The sequence below is a fragment of the Corynebacterium suranareeae genome (assembly GCF_002355155.1).
Taxonomy (GTDB): Bacteria; Actinomycetota; Actinomycetes; order Mycobacteriales; family Mycobacteriaceae; genus Corynebacterium; species Corynebacterium suranareeae.
In genome coordinates this window covers 1379923-1397334 of record NZ_AP017369.1, presented here as the reverse complement: position 1 = coordinate 1397334, position 17412 = coordinate 1379923, and the positions used below count along the sequence as shown (strand labels likewise).

17 protein-coding genes and 1 tRNA gene are annotated in these 17412 nt (G+C 51.0%); 8 read left to right on the top strand and 10 right to left on the bottom strand.

Annotation, left to right across the window (positions count from 1 at the left end):
- The first annotated feature begins 3 nt into the window (after window positions 1-3).
- From narI to N24_RS06620, 3 genes are all read left to right on the top strand, one after another.
- Window positions 4-783, top strand: a complete 780-nt coding sequence (narI, locus tag N24_RS06630) for a respiratory nitrate reductase subunit gamma (protein ID WP_096455420.1) — start codon at window positions 4-6, stop codon at window positions 781-783.
- A 697-nt stretch (window positions 784-1480) separates the two neighbouring features.
- The gene (locus tag N24_RS06625) at window positions 1481-2173 is read left to right on the top strand and encodes a helix-turn-helix transcriptional regulator (RefSeq protein WP_096455418.1); all 693 of its coding nucleotides are present in this window, start codon (window positions 1481-1483) and stop codon (window positions 2171-2173) included.
- 68 nt (window positions 2174-2241) lie between these two features.
- The gene (locus N24_RS06620) at window positions 2242-2784 is read left to right on the top strand and encodes a hypothetical protein (RefSeq protein ID WP_157736408.1); all 543 of its coding nucleotides are present in this window, start codon (window positions 2242-2244) and stop codon (window positions 2782-2784) included.
- Window positions 2785-2841: 57 nt separating this feature from the next.
- On the opposite strand, the gene thrB is transcribed toward N24_RS06620, so the two are convergent.
- The 4 genes from thrB to argS form a co-directional block, all read right to left on the bottom strand.
- Entirely contained in the window at window positions 2842-3771 is a 930-nt protein-coding gene (thrB, locus tag N24_RS06615; protein ID WP_096455414.1) for a homoserine kinase, read from the bottom strand.
- 10 nt (window positions 3772-3781) lie between these two features.
- Window positions 3782-5119 (bottom strand): homoserine dehydrogenase, encoded by a 1338-nt coding sequence (locus N24_RS06610; RefSeq protein WP_096455412.1) that lies wholly within the window; start codon window positions 5117-5119, stop codon window positions 3782-3784.
- A 491-nt stretch (window positions 5120-5610) separates the two neighbouring features.
- Window positions 5611-6948: a diaminopimelate decarboxylase gene (gene lysA, locus N24_RS06605; protein WP_096455410.1), complete on the bottom strand. Its 1338-nt coding sequence runs from the start codon at window positions 6946-6948 to the stop codon at window positions 5611-5613.
- 3 nt (window positions 6949-6951) lie between these two features.
- Complete coding sequence (argS, locus tag N24_RS06600; protein ID WP_096455408.1) at window positions 6952-8604, bottom strand: arginine--tRNA ligase; 1653 nt, start codon at window positions 8602-8604, stop codon at window positions 6952-6954.
- A gap of 225 nt (window positions 8605-8829) precedes the next feature.
- Here argS and N24_RS06595 point away from each other — a divergent pair, with 225 nt between their 5' ends.
- The 4 genes from N24_RS06595 to N24_RS06585 all read left to right on the top strand — a co-directional run bounded on the left by N24_RS06595 (window position 8830) and on the right by N24_RS06585 (window position 11651).
- Window positions 8830-10338, top strand: coding sequence for an alpha/beta hydrolase (locus tag N24_RS06595; RefSeq protein WP_096459870.1), 1509 nt, complete (start codon window positions 8830-8832; stop codon window positions 10336-10338).
- A 71-nt stretch (window positions 10339-10409) separates the two neighbouring features.
- Window positions 10410-10482, top strand: a tRNA-Arg gene (locus N24_RS06590).
- A 140-nt stretch (window positions 10483-10622) separates the two neighbouring features.
- Complete coding sequence (locus N24_RS16245; RefSeq protein ID WP_157736407.1) at window positions 10623-10763, top strand: hypothetical protein; 141 nt, start codon at window positions 10623-10625, stop codon at window positions 10761-10763.
- Between the two features lie 465 nt (window positions 10764-11228).
- Window positions 11229-11651, top strand: a complete 423-nt coding sequence (locus N24_RS06585) for a hypothetical protein (RefSeq protein WP_096455406.1) — start codon at window positions 11229-11231, stop codon at window positions 11649-11651.
- Between the two features lie 60 nt (window positions 11652-11711).
- On the opposite strand, the gene N24_RS06580 is transcribed toward N24_RS06585, so the two are convergent.
- Window positions 11712-11927, bottom strand: coding sequence for a PspC domain-containing protein (locus tag N24_RS06580; RefSeq protein ID WP_096455404.1), 216 nt, complete (start codon window positions 11925-11927; stop codon window positions 11712-11714).
- Window positions 11928-12061: 134 nt separating this feature from the next.
- Complete coding sequence (locus N24_RS06575) at window positions 12062-12550, bottom strand: MarR family winged helix-turn-helix transcriptional regulator (RefSeq protein WP_096455402.1); 489 nt, start codon at window positions 12548-12550, stop codon at window positions 12062-12064.
- A 671-nt stretch (window positions 12551-13221) separates the two neighbouring features.
- On the opposite strand from N24_RS06575, the gene N24_RS06570 reads away from it, so the two are divergent.
- Window positions 13222-13761: a YceI family protein gene (locus N24_RS06570; RefSeq protein WP_096455400.1), complete on the top strand. Its 540-nt coding sequence runs from the start codon at window positions 13222-13224 to the stop codon at window positions 13759-13761.
- Window positions 13762-13838: 77 nt separating this feature from the next.
- On the opposite strand, the gene N24_RS06565 is transcribed toward N24_RS06570, so the two are convergent.
- The 4 genes from N24_RS06565 to N24_RS06550 form a co-directional block, all read right to left on the bottom strand.
- Entirely contained in the window at window positions 13839-15281 is a 1443-nt protein-coding gene (locus N24_RS06565; RefSeq protein ID WP_197702380.1) for a TIGR00366 family protein, read from the bottom strand.
- A gap of 91 nt (window positions 15282-15372) precedes the next feature.
- Window positions 15373-15588, bottom strand: coding sequence for an OB-fold domain-containing protein (locus N24_RS06560; RefSeq protein ID WP_096455398.1), 216 nt, complete (start codon window positions 15586-15588; stop codon window positions 15373-15375).
- A gap of 5 nt (window positions 15589-15593) precedes the next feature.
- The gene (locus tag N24_RS06555; protein ID WP_096455396.1) at window positions 15594-16751 is read right to left on the bottom strand and encodes a thiolase domain-containing protein; all 1158 of its coding nucleotides are present in this window, start codon (window positions 16749-16751) and stop codon (window positions 15594-15596) included.
- Window positions 16748-17410 carry a CoA transferase subunit B gene (locus tag N24_RS06550; protein ID WP_096455394.1) on the bottom strand — a complete coding sequence of 221 codons (663 nt, stop codon included), beginning with the start codon at window positions 17408-17410 and terminating at the stop codon, window positions 16748-16750. The genes N24_RS06555 and N24_RS06550 overlap by 4 nt, the downstream gene beginning before the upstream one ends.
- Window positions 17411-17412: the final 2 nt, after the last annotated feature.

The window sequence follows — 17412 nt, the reverse complement described above, 5'->3', positions numbered from 1 at the left end:
GCAATGTCAAACTTTGAAACGTTCCTCTGGGTTGCATACCCCTGGCTGTGTATCGCCGCATACATCATCGGCATCTCCTGGCGCTGGCGTGCAGACCAATTCGGATGGACCACCCACTCCTCCCAAATTTACGAATCCAAACTCCTCCGCATCGCCTCACCGCTGTTCCACTGGGGCATGGTGTTCGTGGTCATCGGCCACCTCATGGGCCTAGCCATCCCGAAAAGCTGGACTCAAGCAGTAGGAGTCTCCGATACCGCCTACCACCTCATTGCCACCATCCCCGGCACCATCGCGGGCATCGCAGCAGTTCTAGGTCTGATCGGACTGATCGTTAGGCGCGTGATCAACAAGACCGTCTTCCTATCAACCTCCAGATCAGACAAAGTGATGTACGTCCTGCTTGCCGCAGCAATCTTGTCAGGATTCATCGCCACCGTCTCCACCCAGGTCTTCGGCGGCGCCCACGGCTACGACTACCGCGAAACCATCTCCCCATGGCTGCGCCAACTGCTCATCTTCAACGCACAACCCGAACTCATGGCCGACGTTCCTTGGGAGTTTAAAGTCCACATCGTTGCCGGCTTCACCCTCATCGCAGTCTGGCCATTCACCCGACTTGTCCACGCATTCTCCGCACCGGTTGGATACGTCACCCGCCCATACGTGGTCTACAGAACCCGCGACACCACCTCCGAACCAGCCCGCCAAAACGTGGCTTGGGAACCCGTACGCTCTGTGAAAAATCAGCTAGATAATGATTCAAAATGGCACGGAGCCTAAAGTTTTTACGAATTACTCCCTAGCGGTTGGGCCTTCAATGGCTACCAACTGCTGGGGAGTTTTTTTGTGGGGTTTTTGTGGGTTGCTTGGTGGGTTGCTAAGTACCGCGCTTCCAATAAGGTGCGAATCGGTGGTGACACATGCTGGGACCAAACCAGGAGACCCAGAAATCACGTTTTCGAAGTTTTTGGGTCTCTGTGTTTGGTAATGAGCGCGATACACCAAACCAGGAGACCCACGAACGTCGTTTTTGAAGATTCTGGGTCTCCTGGTTTGGCCGGGCCGAGATTTTGACCTCAACTCGCAAAAGTCATACCTCCACAGAAGCCCGTTTAAGAGGTTTTTGAGGTGTAGTGAATACCAAAGCTCATGTGAGAAATTGAACGTCTTAAATAAGCAATAAACGACTCTACTGTTAATTCGCACCCGCGCTTTACAGATGGATTACCCGTTAGATTAAAAGTGCGAGGGATGAATACGACGTCTACGCTGGAAAAACTCAGATCTATTGTGAGATTTATTCGGCCCAAAGAGTACGCAACCCAAGTATCTCTAGCTTTGTCTCAGAAACTTTTAATTAGGGTTTTCCAGTATCAAATATGTTATGATTCACCTAATTTAGTAATTCCACACCTTTTCCCAATAACATCTGATATAGAACAATCATTTTTTACACCACCCAAAGAGCGAGCCCGAAGTGAAACAACAAACTGCCCCTACCGCTGCGACTGACCTTTTTGCTGAGTCATACAAACTCAGCCCAAAGCAGCGCGAGGTTTTAGATGTGTTGCAGTCATTCCCTGACGGTGCTCGCGCAATCGATGTAGCAAAAAAGCTTGACCTACATGTCAACACCGCCCGTGGCCATTTGGAAGAACTCGTAGCAAAAGAAGCCATCCGGGTCGTCACCGCTTCAGCCAAAGGTCGAGGTCGCCCCTCATTAATCTTCCAAACACGGGTACCCGACAACCGAGCTGTGGCACGCGAATACATCACACTCATTGAACTCATGGCCAACATGTTGGGTGATGTCGACGATGACGCCATCAAAAACCCAGAACTACGTGCAAAAGCCCAAGCTATCGGCAAGCAATGGGCTCACGTCATGGGCATTGACCACGCTGAAGTCGAAGAACTCGACCAAGCACTATCCCCACTAATCACCCGGCTGCGCGAAATGGGGTTCGACCCAGCAGAAACCCCAGAGGAAAACTCAGTTGCGCTGCATAGCTGCCCCTTCGTGGTCAACGACAAGCGTCCATCCTCGTTCGTTTGCGCCATCCACGCCGGATTCATCCAAGAAAGCCTCGGAACAAACAACAAAATCCAATTGGAACTCAAACCACTCAACGCGCCAGGCACATGCAAAGTGCACGTACTTAATCAATAACTAAGGGTATCCAAAGTTTTTTGATTTTTAACGCGCATATTCCATGTAGCACATGTAATATGCGCGATATGGAAACTTCAATTCCCTACAGTGAAATATTCTCAATAGCGGTTGCCATCATTGCAATCATTGTCTCTGCTTGGGCAGCCTTCGGCACTCGGAAAAATGAAAAAGAAATGGTCATTCTTCAACGTCGACAGGTTGAACTCGGCGAGGTCCAAGAATACCGAGCACAAGCGACCGCCCAACAAGAGCAACAACTTTCCATTGCTCGCAGCCTGCATACGTGGTGGGCACGCAATTCAGAAAACGAATGGGGTGTCGTGGTCGAAAACAATGGTGATCTAGGTGCCCTCTCTCAAGTGGAAATTGCAGTCAGTGGCAACAACAGAAACAGCAAGATTAAGATCAAAAACCTGGTACCAGGGATCCATTTTGTGAAAAGTGAATTTGAAGGATTTCTGCATCCTCGAAAAATCAAGTCTGTCGATACTTTTGAGCCTCTTGCCAATAGCACAAAGCACAGCGTTCTTAGCTCGGAGTTTTCCGACGCAGTGGGCAATCGGTGGCAAATCCAAAATGGAAGCAAAGCTGTCAAAATTAACAACTAAAATTTAGTACGAATAAACCCTTGGAACCTTTCTCCGTGAAAAGCTCCAAGGGTAATTTTATGCCTGGTTTACTTCAACCTTTACAGGCCCGGCTACTTCAAGTTCTAAGACCTTAATGCCGGATTCCCGAGCATCTTCTAAAACCTTGTCTGGAATTGGTTCCGTGGATAGCACCATGGCAGTTGGGCCAGCACCTGACAGATACGCGGCATAACCACGGTTACGCAGACGGTTTACCCATTCGGACGTAACCGGCAAAACGTCTGCTCGATAAGGTTGGTGCAGGCGGTCTCGTGTACCTTCCCACAACAAATCTGGACGCTGCTGCAAAGCAACAATCATCACAGCTACTCGGGAGACATTAAACCGTGCATCAATGTGGGTGACTTCATTTGGCAGCACACGGCGCACGGCCTCTGTTGATGCGTGGAAGTCAGGGACCAAAGCGGTTGCACGGATATCTTTATGCACCTCAAGTGGTACCGCAGCATATGCTGGTTGACTACGTCCATCGATCGCAAGCGTTGTCCAGGACACGACAGCGCCACCAAGCACCGAAGCTGCAGCATTATCGGGGTGGCCTTCAAAAGCAGAAGCCAACTGAACAATTTGATCCTGTGTCAGTGGGAAATCGGCCAGACCATTAGCAGCGGAGACACCTGCTACTGCTGCAGCAGCTGATGATCCAAGGCCACGAGATTGCGGAATATTGTTGTGGCACACAACACGCAATCCCGGAACTTCAGCATCAGCCGCTTTAAGTCCGGCACGAATGGCCTTAACCACCAAGTGGGAGCCATCAAGTGGCACTTCGCCTTGGCCTTCGCCGAAGACTTCTACCTCTAGCCCCGATGGGATGATCTCCACTTCGACGGTGTCATACACCGACAAAGCTAAACCAAGAGTGTCAAAGCCAGGGCCGAGGTTGGCCGAAGATCCCGGTACCGTAACAGTAACTTTGCGACCGACGTTCAGTTCAATTGCCATGTCAGTAAAACTAGTCCCTTTCGAGGCGGATCACACTGTTGACTGCCTTAACTACTGGCTTTGCCTTCAACAGCTCAACAGTGCGGGAAAGATCAGATTCCAGCGCAGAGTGGGTGACAACGATCAAACGTGCATTATCATCGCGCTCTTCCTGTCGAATTGTACGCAAGGAGATTCCCTGCTCAGCAAAGAGGTTAGCCAATTCAGCCAAAACGCCAACGCGATCTTCCACTTCCATATCAAGGTGGTAGCGGGTGGTGGTCTCACCAAAATCAGCGATGGGCAGGTTCGCGTAAGTGGATTCACCTGGAGCGCGTCCACCGTGAACCTTGTTGCGAGCGGCACCTACTACGTCGCCAAGCACTGCAGATGCGGTAGGAGCTCCGCCTGCACCATTTCCGTAGAACATCAGACGACCTGCCGCTTCTGCTTCAACAAAAATTGCATTAAAGGACTTGTTAACCGACGCCAATGGGTGGGATACAGGCAACAGGGTCGGGTGTACGCGAGCGGAAATGGCTGACTTTCCTTCCTGGTTGGTGAACTTCTCACAGATAGCCAGCAACTTGATGGTGTGGCCAGCCTGCTGAGCTGCCTTGATATCGTCAGCGCTGATGTTGCTGATGCCCTCGCAATGAACATCATCTGCGGTAACGCGAGTGTGGAATGCGATCGACGCTAGAATTGCTGCCTTTGAAGCCGCATCATGGCCCTCAACGTCAGCGGTTGGATCAGCTTCTGCATATCCCAAGCGAGTAGCCTCAGCCAGGGACTCCTCATAGTCGGCGCCAGTGGAATCCATCGCATCCAAGATGAAGTTGGTGGTGCCGTTAACGATGCCCATCACGGACTGGATCTGATCGCCAGCCAAGGAACGGCGCAATGGGCCAACAACTGGGATCGCAGCTGCCACAGCAGCTTCGAAGTAAAGGTCAACATTTGCTGCTTCTGCTGCATCAGCAAGCTCTGCCGAGTGAGCAGCTACGAGAGCTTTATTAGCGGTAACCACGGACTTCCCGGCCTTTAAAGCTGCCAGTACAACCTCACGTGGGTAATCAATTCCGCCGATAACCTCTACAACGATGTCCACGTCATCGCGCTCGATCAGGGCAAATGCATCTTCAGTAAGCAACTCAGGTGAAACACCCTCGCGTGGCTTGGACTTATCAGAAACAGCAATGCCTCGAACTTCTAGCGGACCACCAATACGGTGCGCCAACTCATCACCGTATTCAGTCATCAGGCGCATCACCTCAGAGCCGACAGTTCCGAATCCAAGAAGGGCAATTCCGACTGCTGAGCCGGGACCCTTACCGGGGTTAAAGCTTGGGGCAGATGCTGAGGTCATGATTCTCCAAAAAATATTCGCGGTCGTGCGTTGTTGTCCTATTTGTTTGCTTCGGCCACCCTACAGGTGCCCAAAACAAAAAGGGTACCTAGCCACTATAGACCAAGCTGTTCATTTCCGCCTTAAAGCCCCCAACATTCAATTCAACTTAATGTTTCAGCAGCTAGTTTCTCTCCTAAAACCTAAGCTTGGAAACGGATTAGGCATCATAAATACTTCCTTTGAAGTTGACACGACATTGGACCTTATCCCCTTAGCCCGTCGTTGTTTTAAAAACTATGCCACCCTCAAGACGATTGCTTTCCGACGTTTGCCGCCGGTCGTTTCAACGCGTGCTCTCCAGCACCCCTTACCCCGCGCTGCCACACACCAACTTCCCACCTTGGCAAAATAGTTTCATACCAAATGTTCCAAGGATCCCGATGCGTTATTTATTAGTCGAGATCCTTGGAAGGTGGAAAGTCGATCACAAAATCCCTTAGAAAACTTTCTTAAGCCTCCAATGCCAAAATGTCATCTAAGGTTTCACGGCGCAGCATCAGCCGGGAGCTACCTGCGCGTACAGAAACAACCGCTGGACGGGTGAAGGCGTTGTAGCGGGAGCTCATGGCGTAGCAATATGCACCTGTCGCAGCGAGTGCAAGGAAGTCGCCACTAGTGATATCTGATGGATAAACTTCATCGTTGATCAAAATATCGCCGGATTCGCAGTGTGCACCAACAACTCGGGTGTTTACGCCTTCGCCTTCAGTGAAGCGCGACACCACGCGTGCATCGTACTCAGAGCCATAGAGGGCTGGGCGGATGTTATCGGACATTCCACCGTCGACAGCCACATAGCGTCGGGTGTTGTCATCGTCAACGTGAACGTCTTTGGTGGTTCCTACTTCGTAGATGGTGACAGCTGATGGTCCGGCGATCGCACGGCCTGGTTCCACAAGGACAGTTGGTGCGTCGATGCCTAGTTCCGCAGCCATTTTCCCAACTGCGGTGATCAGGTCAGTGGCTACTTCGGCGACGTTGAGTGGCTCTTCTGCTGCGGTGTAGGCAATGCCGTATCCACCACCGAGATCCAGCTCTGGCAAAGCAAGGCCCAATTCGCTGTGAATCTGTGCGTAGAGCCCAAGTACGCGTTCTGCCGCTAGTTTGAATCCTTCTGCATCGAAAACTTGGGATCCAACGTGGCAGTGCAGACCAACCAGATTCAGGTTTTCGGCGTTGTTTGCTGCTTTCGCTGCAGCAAATGCAGAACCAGATGCTAGGGAGAATCCAAACTTTTGGTCTTCGTGGCTGGTTGCAATAAATTCATGGGTGTGTGCTTCAATGCCTGGCTTCACGCGGATTAAAACATCCTGGATCTTGCCTTCACCAGCTGCTACATAATCGAGCAGTTCTAATTCCTGCGCGGAATCCAATACCACGTGACCAACACCGTTTTGTACCAAAGCGCGCAAGAACTCTACACCTTTGTTGTTGCCGTGTGCGGTGATGCGGCTAGCTGGGAAACCTGCAGCTAGAGCGATTCCGAGCTCGTTGATGGAGGCAATATCTAGTGACAGTCCCTCTTCATCAACCCAGCGAGCGATGGTCTTGGTTAAAAATGCCTTGGATGCGTAGTGCACGTTATCCGCACCGCCGAAGGCTGCTGCCATGTCGCGGCAGCGGGAACGGAAGTCATCTTCATCTACCACAAAAAGTGGTGTCCCGTATTCTTCTGCCAAATCAGGCAAAGGCACACCCGCGACGGTTACAACTCCGTCTTCTTGGCGTACGGCGTTGCGTGGCCAGACATGCGATGGGAGTTCATTGAAGTTTTCAGCTGAAGCCATTGTTTACATCTTCTCCGGTGCGGAAACGCCGACGAGGCGCAGGGCGTTAGCAAGGGTTTGGCGGGTTGCTGCTGCAAGTGCCAAGCGTGCTGAATGGATTGGTGCCTTTTCCTCGTCTGCTTTAGGCAGAATGTGGCACGCGTCGTAGAAACGGTGGAAGGTTCCGGCAAGCTCTTCGGCGTAGCGCGCAATGCGGTGAGGTTCACGCAGGTCAGCGGCAGCCTTAACTACTGCAGGGAATTCACCGAGGGTGCGGATGAGGTCACCTTCACGGTCATGAGTCAGCAGCGACAAATCTGCGCCTTCGTCGGTGACGCCTAATGTTTCTGCTTTTCGCGCAATAGAGCACAAACGAGCGTGTCCATATTGCACGTAGTACACAGGGTTGTCAGAAGACTGGGATTCCCACAGACCAAGATCGATATCAAGGGAGGAATCCACGGAGGAACGGATCAGGGAGTAGCGTGCGGCATCAATACCAATTGCTTCTACCAGGTCATCCAAAGTCACCACTGTGCCAGCACGCTTGGACATACGCACTGCCTTGCCGTCGCGAAGCAGGTTCACCATCTGGCCGATCAAGACTTCAACGCCTTCTGGCTTGTAGCCAAGTGCAGCCGCAGCAGCTTTCAGGCGCGCGATGTATCCATGGTGATCAGCGCCGAGCATGTAAATATTCAGGTTGTGTCCGCGGGAGAACTTGTCGGCCACATAGGCAATATCGCCGGCAATGTAGGCGGCGTCGCCGTCAGATTTGATGACAACGCGGTCTTTGTCGTCGCCGAAGTCGGTCGAGCGCAGCCACCATGCACCGTCGTTTTCGTACAGGTTGCCGTTGTCTTTCAACGACTGCACAGCCTTGTCTACCGCACCAGACTCAAATAGGGAGTTCTCGTGGAAGTAGACATCAAAATCCGTGCCAAATTCGTGCAAGGACGATTTGATGTGCTCAAACATCATTTCCACGCCTTCAGCGCGGAATAGTTCCTGGGTTGCGGCAGGCTCTAAGCTCAACGCTTCAGGATGCTTTTCGACGACCGCCTCCGCAATTTCCTTAATGTATTCGCCGCCATAACCGTCTTCTGGGGTTGGCTCCCCCTTCGCAGCAGCAAGCAAGGACAAAGCGAAACGATCAATCTGTCGACCATGATCGTTAAAGTAGTATTCCCGAGTCACCTTCGCACCGGATGCTTCCAGCACACGACCCAAAGAATCACCTACGGCTGCCCAACGTGTGCCGCCAAGGTGGATAGGTCCGGTGGGGTTCGCGGAAACAAACTCGAGGTTCACGTCCAGATGGGAAAGGTGATCAGAGTTTCCAAACTCCTCCCCCTGTGCCAGAATTTTGGCCACAATTTCACCCTGCGCTGCAGCTGCAAGGCGAATATTTAAAAAGCCTGGGCCAGCAATTTCAGCAGAGTCAATTGCCTCATGAGCTGCCAAGGCCTCAGCCAACCAGGTAGCTAAGTCACGAGGATTTTGGCCTACTTTTTTAGCCACTTGCAATGCAATATTGGTGGCGTAATCGCCGTGCTCTGGGTTACGCGGACGCTCAACAACTACTTGCTCCGGAAGGACGGAAGTATCGAGTTCGCGGGAGGTTAAAACCTCCACTGCGGTCTCCTTAATCAATGTTGCGAGATCTGCTGGTGTCATGGGGAGAAATTCTAGCCGAGGTACACCCCTCATACAGAATATGACCCATAGTTATAAGAAATCCCTGACTTTATAGTGAAAAATCACTAGTGCCTGTATAGGCTCTTTGGGGAAAATAAATATTCATAAACAACAGTCCTTGGAGCCCTCATGCCCCGTTCGACAGTGAAAAAGATAACGGCAACTCTAGCCACCACCGCAGCGCTCAGCCCTTTTCTGATCTCGTTGCCTGTGGCTTCCGCCCAGGAAAATATCAGGTGGGAGGAATGCCCACCTCAGGTCAATATCGAGTCTGCACAATGCGGAAGCATCGATGTTCCCATGCACTATTCAGATCCCTCGCTTGGGGATATCAGCGTGGGATTCATCAAAGTCCCCGCCCAAGGTGAAAAGCGTGGAACTATTTTCGGCAACGCTGGCGGACCTGGCGGTGATGCCTACAGTTTCTTCGGAAACGAGGCTATGAACTGGCCAGCTGAGATGTATCAGGAATTTGACCTCGTAGCTGTTCAGCCCCGAGGCATGGTGGGCTCAACCCCAGTAGATTGCAACAATATTGCCCCTGGCTATGACTCTTTCTCGATCCTCACCCGCGAAGGTGCCTTCGTTAAAGATTCCTGCGAGATTGGCACCCCTGGCTACACCTCCAGTCTGACAACTGACAACACAGCCAATGACTGGGAACTCGTACGTCAAGCGCTCGGCGATGAAAAGATCTCCATCTTCGGCCTTTCTTATGGCACCTACCTAGGATCGGTCTACGCAACCCGCTACCCACAGCACACGGACAAAGTAGTCCTTGATTCTGCAATGTCGCCAAATTTGGCTTGGAACGGCATTATGGCTTCCCAAGAGCAGGGATATAAAAACTCCCTCAACGATTTCTTTAGCTGGGTTGCAGAAAACAACGACACCTACGGTTTAGGTGCGACTCCACTGGCTGTCTACCAAAACTGGTCAAACCAGATCGTGGCAGAAACCGGCACTAACCCAACCGTTGCACCACCTCCAGCACAGGTAGGCGATGTCCCACCAGCATTTGCCTGGGCAGGCCAAGCGGGTGCCGATATCATGACCGCCACCAATCCTGCTTCCGTCCAGATTCAAGGTCTAGCCACACAGTTGCTCAATCCTGGATCCAACCAATCTTTGAGTCCATTACTTAACGCGTCACGTGCACTGATCCCACAGCCCACCAGCTGGCCAGTCCTAGCAGCAGCAATCGCCGGCCAAACACCAGCGCCAGATGTTGCAGAGACCGGCGAAGACCCATACGTCATCGAAAGCATCAATGCCAGCGTGAACATGCAGCGCATGGTCATGTGTAACGAAAACACCGTTGCTCCCGACCCAGTCGCTATGGCACGCATGGCCTGGACCAGCCTTGTCACCGGCGATATCTTCGATGTCTACTCCGTGAAATACAGCTCTGGACAAGCATGTTCCGGCATCACTCCATCCAGCGGGCAACAGCCAACCGACGGTTCACAATTGGAAGTCCAGCCGCTTTTGATTCAGGGAACCGGCGATCCGCAAACTCCTTACTGGACCCACACTGATCTTGCGAACTCCATGAACGCACACGTTGTAACCGTGGATGGACCAGGACACGGCCAGGCCTACGGCGGCAATAACCAGGCAGTCAACGATATTCTTGTGGACTACCTTCGCACTGGACACACTGATGCCACCTGGGTGGAAGGATTCACCCCTACCCCAATTGTGGAAGGCTAATTGCTTTCCTCCTTGTAGTTGGTGATAGAATCACACCGTTGTCATCACATAGATTGTGATGGTGGCGGTTAGCCTCCGTAGCTCAGTGGATAGAGCACCGGTTTCCGGTACCGAAGGTCGTAGGTTCGACTCCTATCGGGGGCACACACTAAATTAAGTGCAGGTCACAAGCTTTTCGCTTGTGACCTGCACTTATTTTTCACCCAATTCCAAAATGCTCCGCAACTGCCGTTGATTCCCCCATCCACCAAAATCTATTCCTGTATGCCTACAAAGGACATTCAATGCGTTTCGCAATCGGCACAGCCGCGTTCGCCATCGCCACAATCGCCTACACCGCTACTCCAAACCGGTCACTCATAGTGGTCACGATCATGGCGACGGTACTGGTCGCTAGCATCATCCAATTGAAAATGAACGATTAGTAACCACTAGAGGCATCAATGTGCCAGATGGTCAACGTCAGAAAAACACATTGTCTCGTTGCTATCACTATTCACCACAATTTATGTCGGAGATTTAGCGTCTCCGTTTAGTTTCAACAGTGATTCCGACACCAACTTACGGCGCATCATGTCCGCATTGTCTCTCAATTTTTACAACTTTTTACGTATTCCACATTTTGATCAGCACATTAGCTATAGTGATTACATTCAGGCAACAAGGTACCAAGCATTCGAAAGTATGCTGCAAGTTCCATGTTTGAAAACATGCCGTGTGTCACGATTCCTGAATAGTCGTGCCAAAGATTAAGAATTGGATTAGAATTCCGTACCAGCAGACTTTGAGGACGGATTCGAGTCGGTATCGCTTTAAAAAACTTTGCGTAACGTTCAACCGACGATCCATTAGTCACCGCTGGTTTCTATTGATTGTTGAGAAGGATTGAGATGAAGACGCAACAGGCTTCCACCAAGAAAATCACTGAGCTTCGGCTACTTACAGCCACCGTGTATTTCAAGGCAGTCAATGAGGTACATGACGCAATCTTGCAATTTGACCCGTTAACCCCAGTTATTCCAATAACCACAGGAACTTCAGTTGCTGAGCTGTACGCAGATGCCAGTGAGCACATCAACAATGGTGCAACTCGTGTCATGATTCCGGTTCTTTCGCCTTCAAATCTGACATTGTCGGTTGTTACCTTGGATCAAGAAGAAATAAACGCATTAGACCACACCAGTGGCCAAGCGGTTCATTCTCTTTTGGAGATCCACACCCCTAAGCGCAGTTGGCCTCTTTCTGAACTTTATAGCGACGATAACGAGGGCCTTGCGCAGGTTTCGCGCTGCTTTGCCCGGTTAGTGGCTTAAAAAGACTTCCGACGCCAAAAGCCTGCACACTCGTGCAGGCTTTTCTTTGTGTTAAACCCTCTAGAAACGTTGGTCCCTTGATGGAATGATCAACCATGCCAGGAGGTAGAACAGGACTTGAGACCCTGGCAAAGGCAACAGCACCGAAGCTGCGAAAGCGAGGCGGACGTGTGCTGGATTCCAGCCGTATGTTTCTGCCAGTCCACCAGCAACGCCACCAATCCATTTATCGGTGGTGCTGCGGGCAAGGCGTCGGCTCTGAGCTGGGTATGTCATGGGGATCATGCTCCTTCGGGGCAACTGATTGGGTTTAACTTTTGTTCTTCCTCAATCATTGCCCTTTTAAAGCGTGGGCACATCGGGGATTTCCCCTCAAATAACCCCTAGAAATCCCTGAGAGTATGACCTAATTACAGCTGTTCTTCACGTTGCTTATTCAGTGCAACGCAGTTGTCAGAGTTTAAGACGGCCGTAAGGTAAGACCTTAAGCCTTCCATGTGACCTTCTTCCATGGGGTCGAAAATCAAGCTGCGCACGGTTTCCACGTGGGCAGGAACGGCATCCTTGAGTCGCCTCTCCCCTTCTGGAGTAATTTCTACGATCACGCCACGGGCATCGCCTGCACATTTCACCTTGGAAACAAGTCCCTTTTTGTCCATGCGGGTGATTTGGTGGGAGGTTCGGCTGCGATCCCAATCAAGTTCTTGGCACATATCGCGTAGACGCATTTCCTGATCACCCGCCTCAGATAGCACGACCAGCACCGCATATTCAGAGGTTGTGAGGTTGTGGTCATCCACGAGGGTCTCATCTAGTGTGCGTTCCATTTTCCGGACAGCAGACAAGATCATGCGCCAGAGTTGTTGCTCTTCTGTGGAGAGCCATCGTGGTGTTGTCATATCACCTACCCTAGTGTGTATTGAAAGGTTTATTCAAAGTTCCCTTAATCTGCACTGGCGCCAAACCCCGGAAAATTCGTTTATTTTTTAAAAGCGATCACTTGAGACAAACGTCCAGCCCGAGGTTCTAATTAATCCCCCTCTAAACGGCCATTTGAGCGAACTAATTTCCAGAATGAGTATTTGTTTAGGAGCGATTTTAGCGTGATCGTTTTTCTAGCCCATTGGCCAGTTTTTAAGCCTCATTCAACCTAGCGACCAAGGAAGGTTATAAAACACTAGTTCCTGGTCAAAAATGACGTTATCCCGGCCAACAAATTTGCACTGGCGACCAAGAATCCTTAGAGCACCTACGGATTTGGTCATATATGTCGGTTCGCAGGAAGTCCCCCGGCCAAACAGCCCTGGCGGCCGAAAACCAGCCAATACATCACCCTTAAGACACCGAACAGAGCCGGAAGCTGGTAAGGAACTAAAAGGCATAATAATTTTATTCACGCTTCTAGCTGGGGGTTTTAGTTTCCGCAGCAAGTTTTTAAAGAAAGTTGTTGACATGTCACTAAAGCTGACTAGTATAGAACTCGAACAACGGACAGCCACAGAGACTGCAGAGATGCACAAACGTCGGTACCGTTAAAAACGAAACAGAAACTTCTTGAAAAGGATTTACTATGAGCAATTTGACTGGCACCTGGACCCTTGACCCTGCACACACTGAAATCAAGTTCGTTGCACGCCACGCAATGGTTACCAAGGTTCGCGGTGAGTTCACCGAGTACACCGACTCCATCGTGGTAGACGCTGAAAACCCAGAGAACTCCTCTGCAAAGGTTGTTATCAAGACCGCCTCCATTTCTACCGGCAACGCTGACCGCGATGCACACGTTAAGGGCGATGACTTCTTCGCAGTAGATAAGTTCCCTGAGATGACCTTCGAGGCCACCTCCTTTGTTATCAAGAACGAGAACGAAGGCACCGTTACCGGTGATCTGACCATTCGTGACACCACCAAGTCCGTCACCCTGGACGTTGAGGTTGGCGGCGTTGCTGAGGATCCATTCGGCAACACCCGCCTGGGCTTTGAGGCTTCCACCGAGGTTAACCGCAAGGACTTCGGCATTGATTTCCAGGCTCCACTGTCCACCGGCGGCGTGCTTGTTTCTGAAAAGATCAAGATCGAGATCGACGGCTCCGCAATCAAGTCCGCTTAAGCGCGCACAACTTTAAGCCGCGGCACCTTCAGTAATTGCTGAAGGTGCCGCGGCTTTTGGCGTCGAGAAGCATCTTTTTAAATCATTGATGCCCGCACAAACAGGTAGATGCAGGTTACGACCAGGACAACCAGCACAGGTGGGACAGTGTAGCCGACGACTTGGCTGAATTTGATCTTAAAATTGGCCAAGTACGGCAGCGCGAAAAATGGGATGAGAAGGTTGGTGGCGCCGTCGCCCATTTGATAAGCCTGCAGGACAAGGCCCATATCAGCACCGAGATCAATCGTTGTCGGAATAATATATGGAGCCTCAATAACAAACTTTGAACCACCCGAAGGCACGGCAATGTTGAGCAGCCCAGAGTATAGGAATGCGATTACCGGCCACGTGGTTGCCGTTGAAATTGAGGTGAAGAAACCGGAGATCACAACACCCAAACCAGTGAAAGATATTAGTCCGAAAATACCTGCATAGAACGGGAATTGCAGAATAAAACCCCACGTTCCTTGAATGCCTTCACGGATGAGTTTCGCATAATACTCCGGCCCGTAATTAGCTGTCAGCACCATGCCCAGTGACAGGAACAAAAAGTTGAATGAGTTGAGCGTCAGCCCAGTTACGCCACCAGTCCAGAGGCTAAAAATGCTGTACAACAACCCAATTCCGCCAACGAGGTACATGATCCAACGGCTTGCATTGGACTTTTCAGCTGGTGTGGATCGTGGAATCACGATCTTTTCACTTCCCGCTTGAATTTCAGCGAAGAACTCATCAGAAATCGTTGCGGTTTTCTCTTTGCTCTTGGGATGCATGAGCAATGCAAATCCTGTGGTGATGATGGAACAAATCACCAACAAGATGATGAAATCAAGGCGCAGCACAGAATCAGTAAGCGGCACGGCTTCTGGAACTCGGTCTTGATAGTTTTCCGGAACCATATCCTTGAGGTACCCCGGCGTTGCCGCATACAGCACTGCCGCACCTGAAATACCGGCTGAAGAGGGCAAAAACGCCATGAACAACGCCGCAATCATCACTGGTGGATGCAAGGCATAACCCTTGATTCGTGATTGCGCAAGGATTTCTTTACCCAACACAATCGCAGCCATCATGCCCAATCCCCAGTGCACATATCCCAACAACACCGCAGAAACCGAACCCAGCAAAATCGCCTGGAACTTTGAATTTGGGATACTAGCGATCTTTGTCAGCACTTTTTGTGCCGGTGGTGATGAGGCAACCGCGCTTCCTGTCGACAGCAGCACCGTCATCTGCATGGTAAATGCCAGCAGACTCCAAAACCCTTCCGCCCACGCACTGACCACGCTGGTAGTTTCTGGATTCATGCTCCACAGTGGAGTATCTGTGGCAATGAGCGCGAAAATTCCAACAAACACGGTCAGTGCCAAACAGATAACAAACGACTCAGGCATCCAACGGATAAACCAGGCTAAATACCGATCCATAAATGACTGCTTCGGCGCAGCCTTTTTGGCAGTTTTAAAGGTCGAGCTCACGATATCTCCTTAAAATGCTGCTTATCGACGCCCACCTCCGCCACTGCTAGGTCGCCGTAGCGGAGGTAAAAGTCTTTTGTGTCAGGGAAATTTAAGTGGCAAAGCGAAAAGTAGCGCCAAACTGATCGGGCTGATCAAGCGGGCTTACTGCGTCGCCGATGCGGATGTCCTGCCCGTCTTGGTAGCCAGAAACCCGAACGGTTTCAGCGATTCCGTTGTTGTTGATTACTGCAACGCAATACGGTGCGCCCTCAAACCCCTTCGGTGGCGTCCGAATAATGGTGTAGGTCAAAATTTCAGCAGCCATGATTTTTACGCTCCTTGGAAGATATTGATCACGCAGGTACCAGCAGTTCCACCCAAGTTGTGGGTCAAACCGATATCAGCTTTATTAATTTGGCGCTCCCCTCCTCCGCCCCTGATTTGGGTGATCACCTCGATCGCTTGGCTAATACCAGTTGCGCCGATGGGATGGCCTTTGGCTTTTAACCCGCCTGAAACGTTGATCGGCATGTCGCCGGTTCGTGCGGTGCGACCTTCTGCAACAGCGTCGCCGCCGTGGCCTTTTTCAAAGAATCCAAGATCTTCAGTATTAATAATCTGAGTAATGGTGAAACAATCGTGCACCTCGGCCAAATCAATGTCTGTGGCGCTAACCCCAGCCTGTTCATAGGCTTGTTTCGCAGCCCGGACGGTGGCACCGAAAGTGGTCATGGAATCTTTACCGTGCAATGTCAGGGCATCGCCACCATGTCCAGAACCGATGATATTTACCTGTCGATGGCCGTTATTGGGGGCTAAATCTTCCGACACCAACACCAAAAATGCGGCACCATCAGTAACCAGGGAGCAATCATAAAGCCCTAGTGGATCTGCGATGCGAGGAGCATTTAACACCTTGTCCACATCGATGGCCTTGTGCATTTGGGCTGTCGGATTAAGCAGTGCATTGTCATGGGCATTGACCGCCACCTGGGCCATTTCGCGCTGCACATTGCGAAACTCGTAGAAATAACGGTGAGCAACCAACGCAAAGGCACCTGGGAACGTCAGACCAGAATGCGCCTCAAATTCAATATCCATTGCTGAGGTCAAAGCACCCGTGACAGCAGCAGTTGTTTGGTGAGTCATCTTCTCCACACCACCAACTAGCACAGCTTTGTGCCTTCCAGATCGAATCGCCTCAATGCCCTGAAGCAACGCCAAGCCGCCAGAGACACACGCACCTTCGACCCGCATCGCCGGGACATGCGGCATACCTAAAGTTTCCATCACCAGTGGGCCAAAATGCCCCTGACCTAGCAGTTGCTGACCATTGAAGTTTCCAACATACGCAGCCGTAATAAGGCTTGGATCAATTCCGGCCTCATCAATAGCCACATGGCCCGCTTCGCGGATCATTTCATAAATACTGCGATCCGGGTATTTCCCCATCGGGGTCTCACCGATACCAGCGACAACAACACTCATCGAACTACTCCTTGAATAGTTGCATCCAAATCCACCGTGAATGGAGCTGCAGTTTTTTCTCTCACTTCTTCTTCTGTGACACCCGGCGCGATCTGACGCAACACCAACTGTCCATCCTCAATGTCAAACACCGCCAGATCTGTGATGATGCGGTTTACTACCCCAACACCAGTTAAAGGAAGGGAGCATTCCGACACGATCTTGGGTTGGCCATTTTTAGAGGTGTGTTCACTAAGCACCACGACTCGCCTTGCACCGGCTACCAGATCCATGGCACCACCCATGCCTTTGACCAGCTTTCCTGGAATCATCCAATTGGCTAGATCACCTGATCCAGAAACTTCCATGGCACCTAAAAACGCTGCCTTCATTTTTCCAGAGCGGATCATGGCAAAGGATGTAGCAGAATCAAAGATGACTGCGCCGGATTGTAGCGTGATGGTCTGTTTACCAGCGTTAATAAGATCTGCGTCTTCTTCGCCTGGATATGGATTAGGTCCCATGCCTAAGATGCCGTTTTCGCTTTGAATGTTAACGTGTACACCGTCTGGCAGATTGTTAGCGATCAGTGTGGGAATACCGATTCCTAAGTTGACGTAATCGCCATCTTCTAGTTCCGAAGCGGCAATAACAGCCATTTCATCTCGTGTCCAAGCCATGG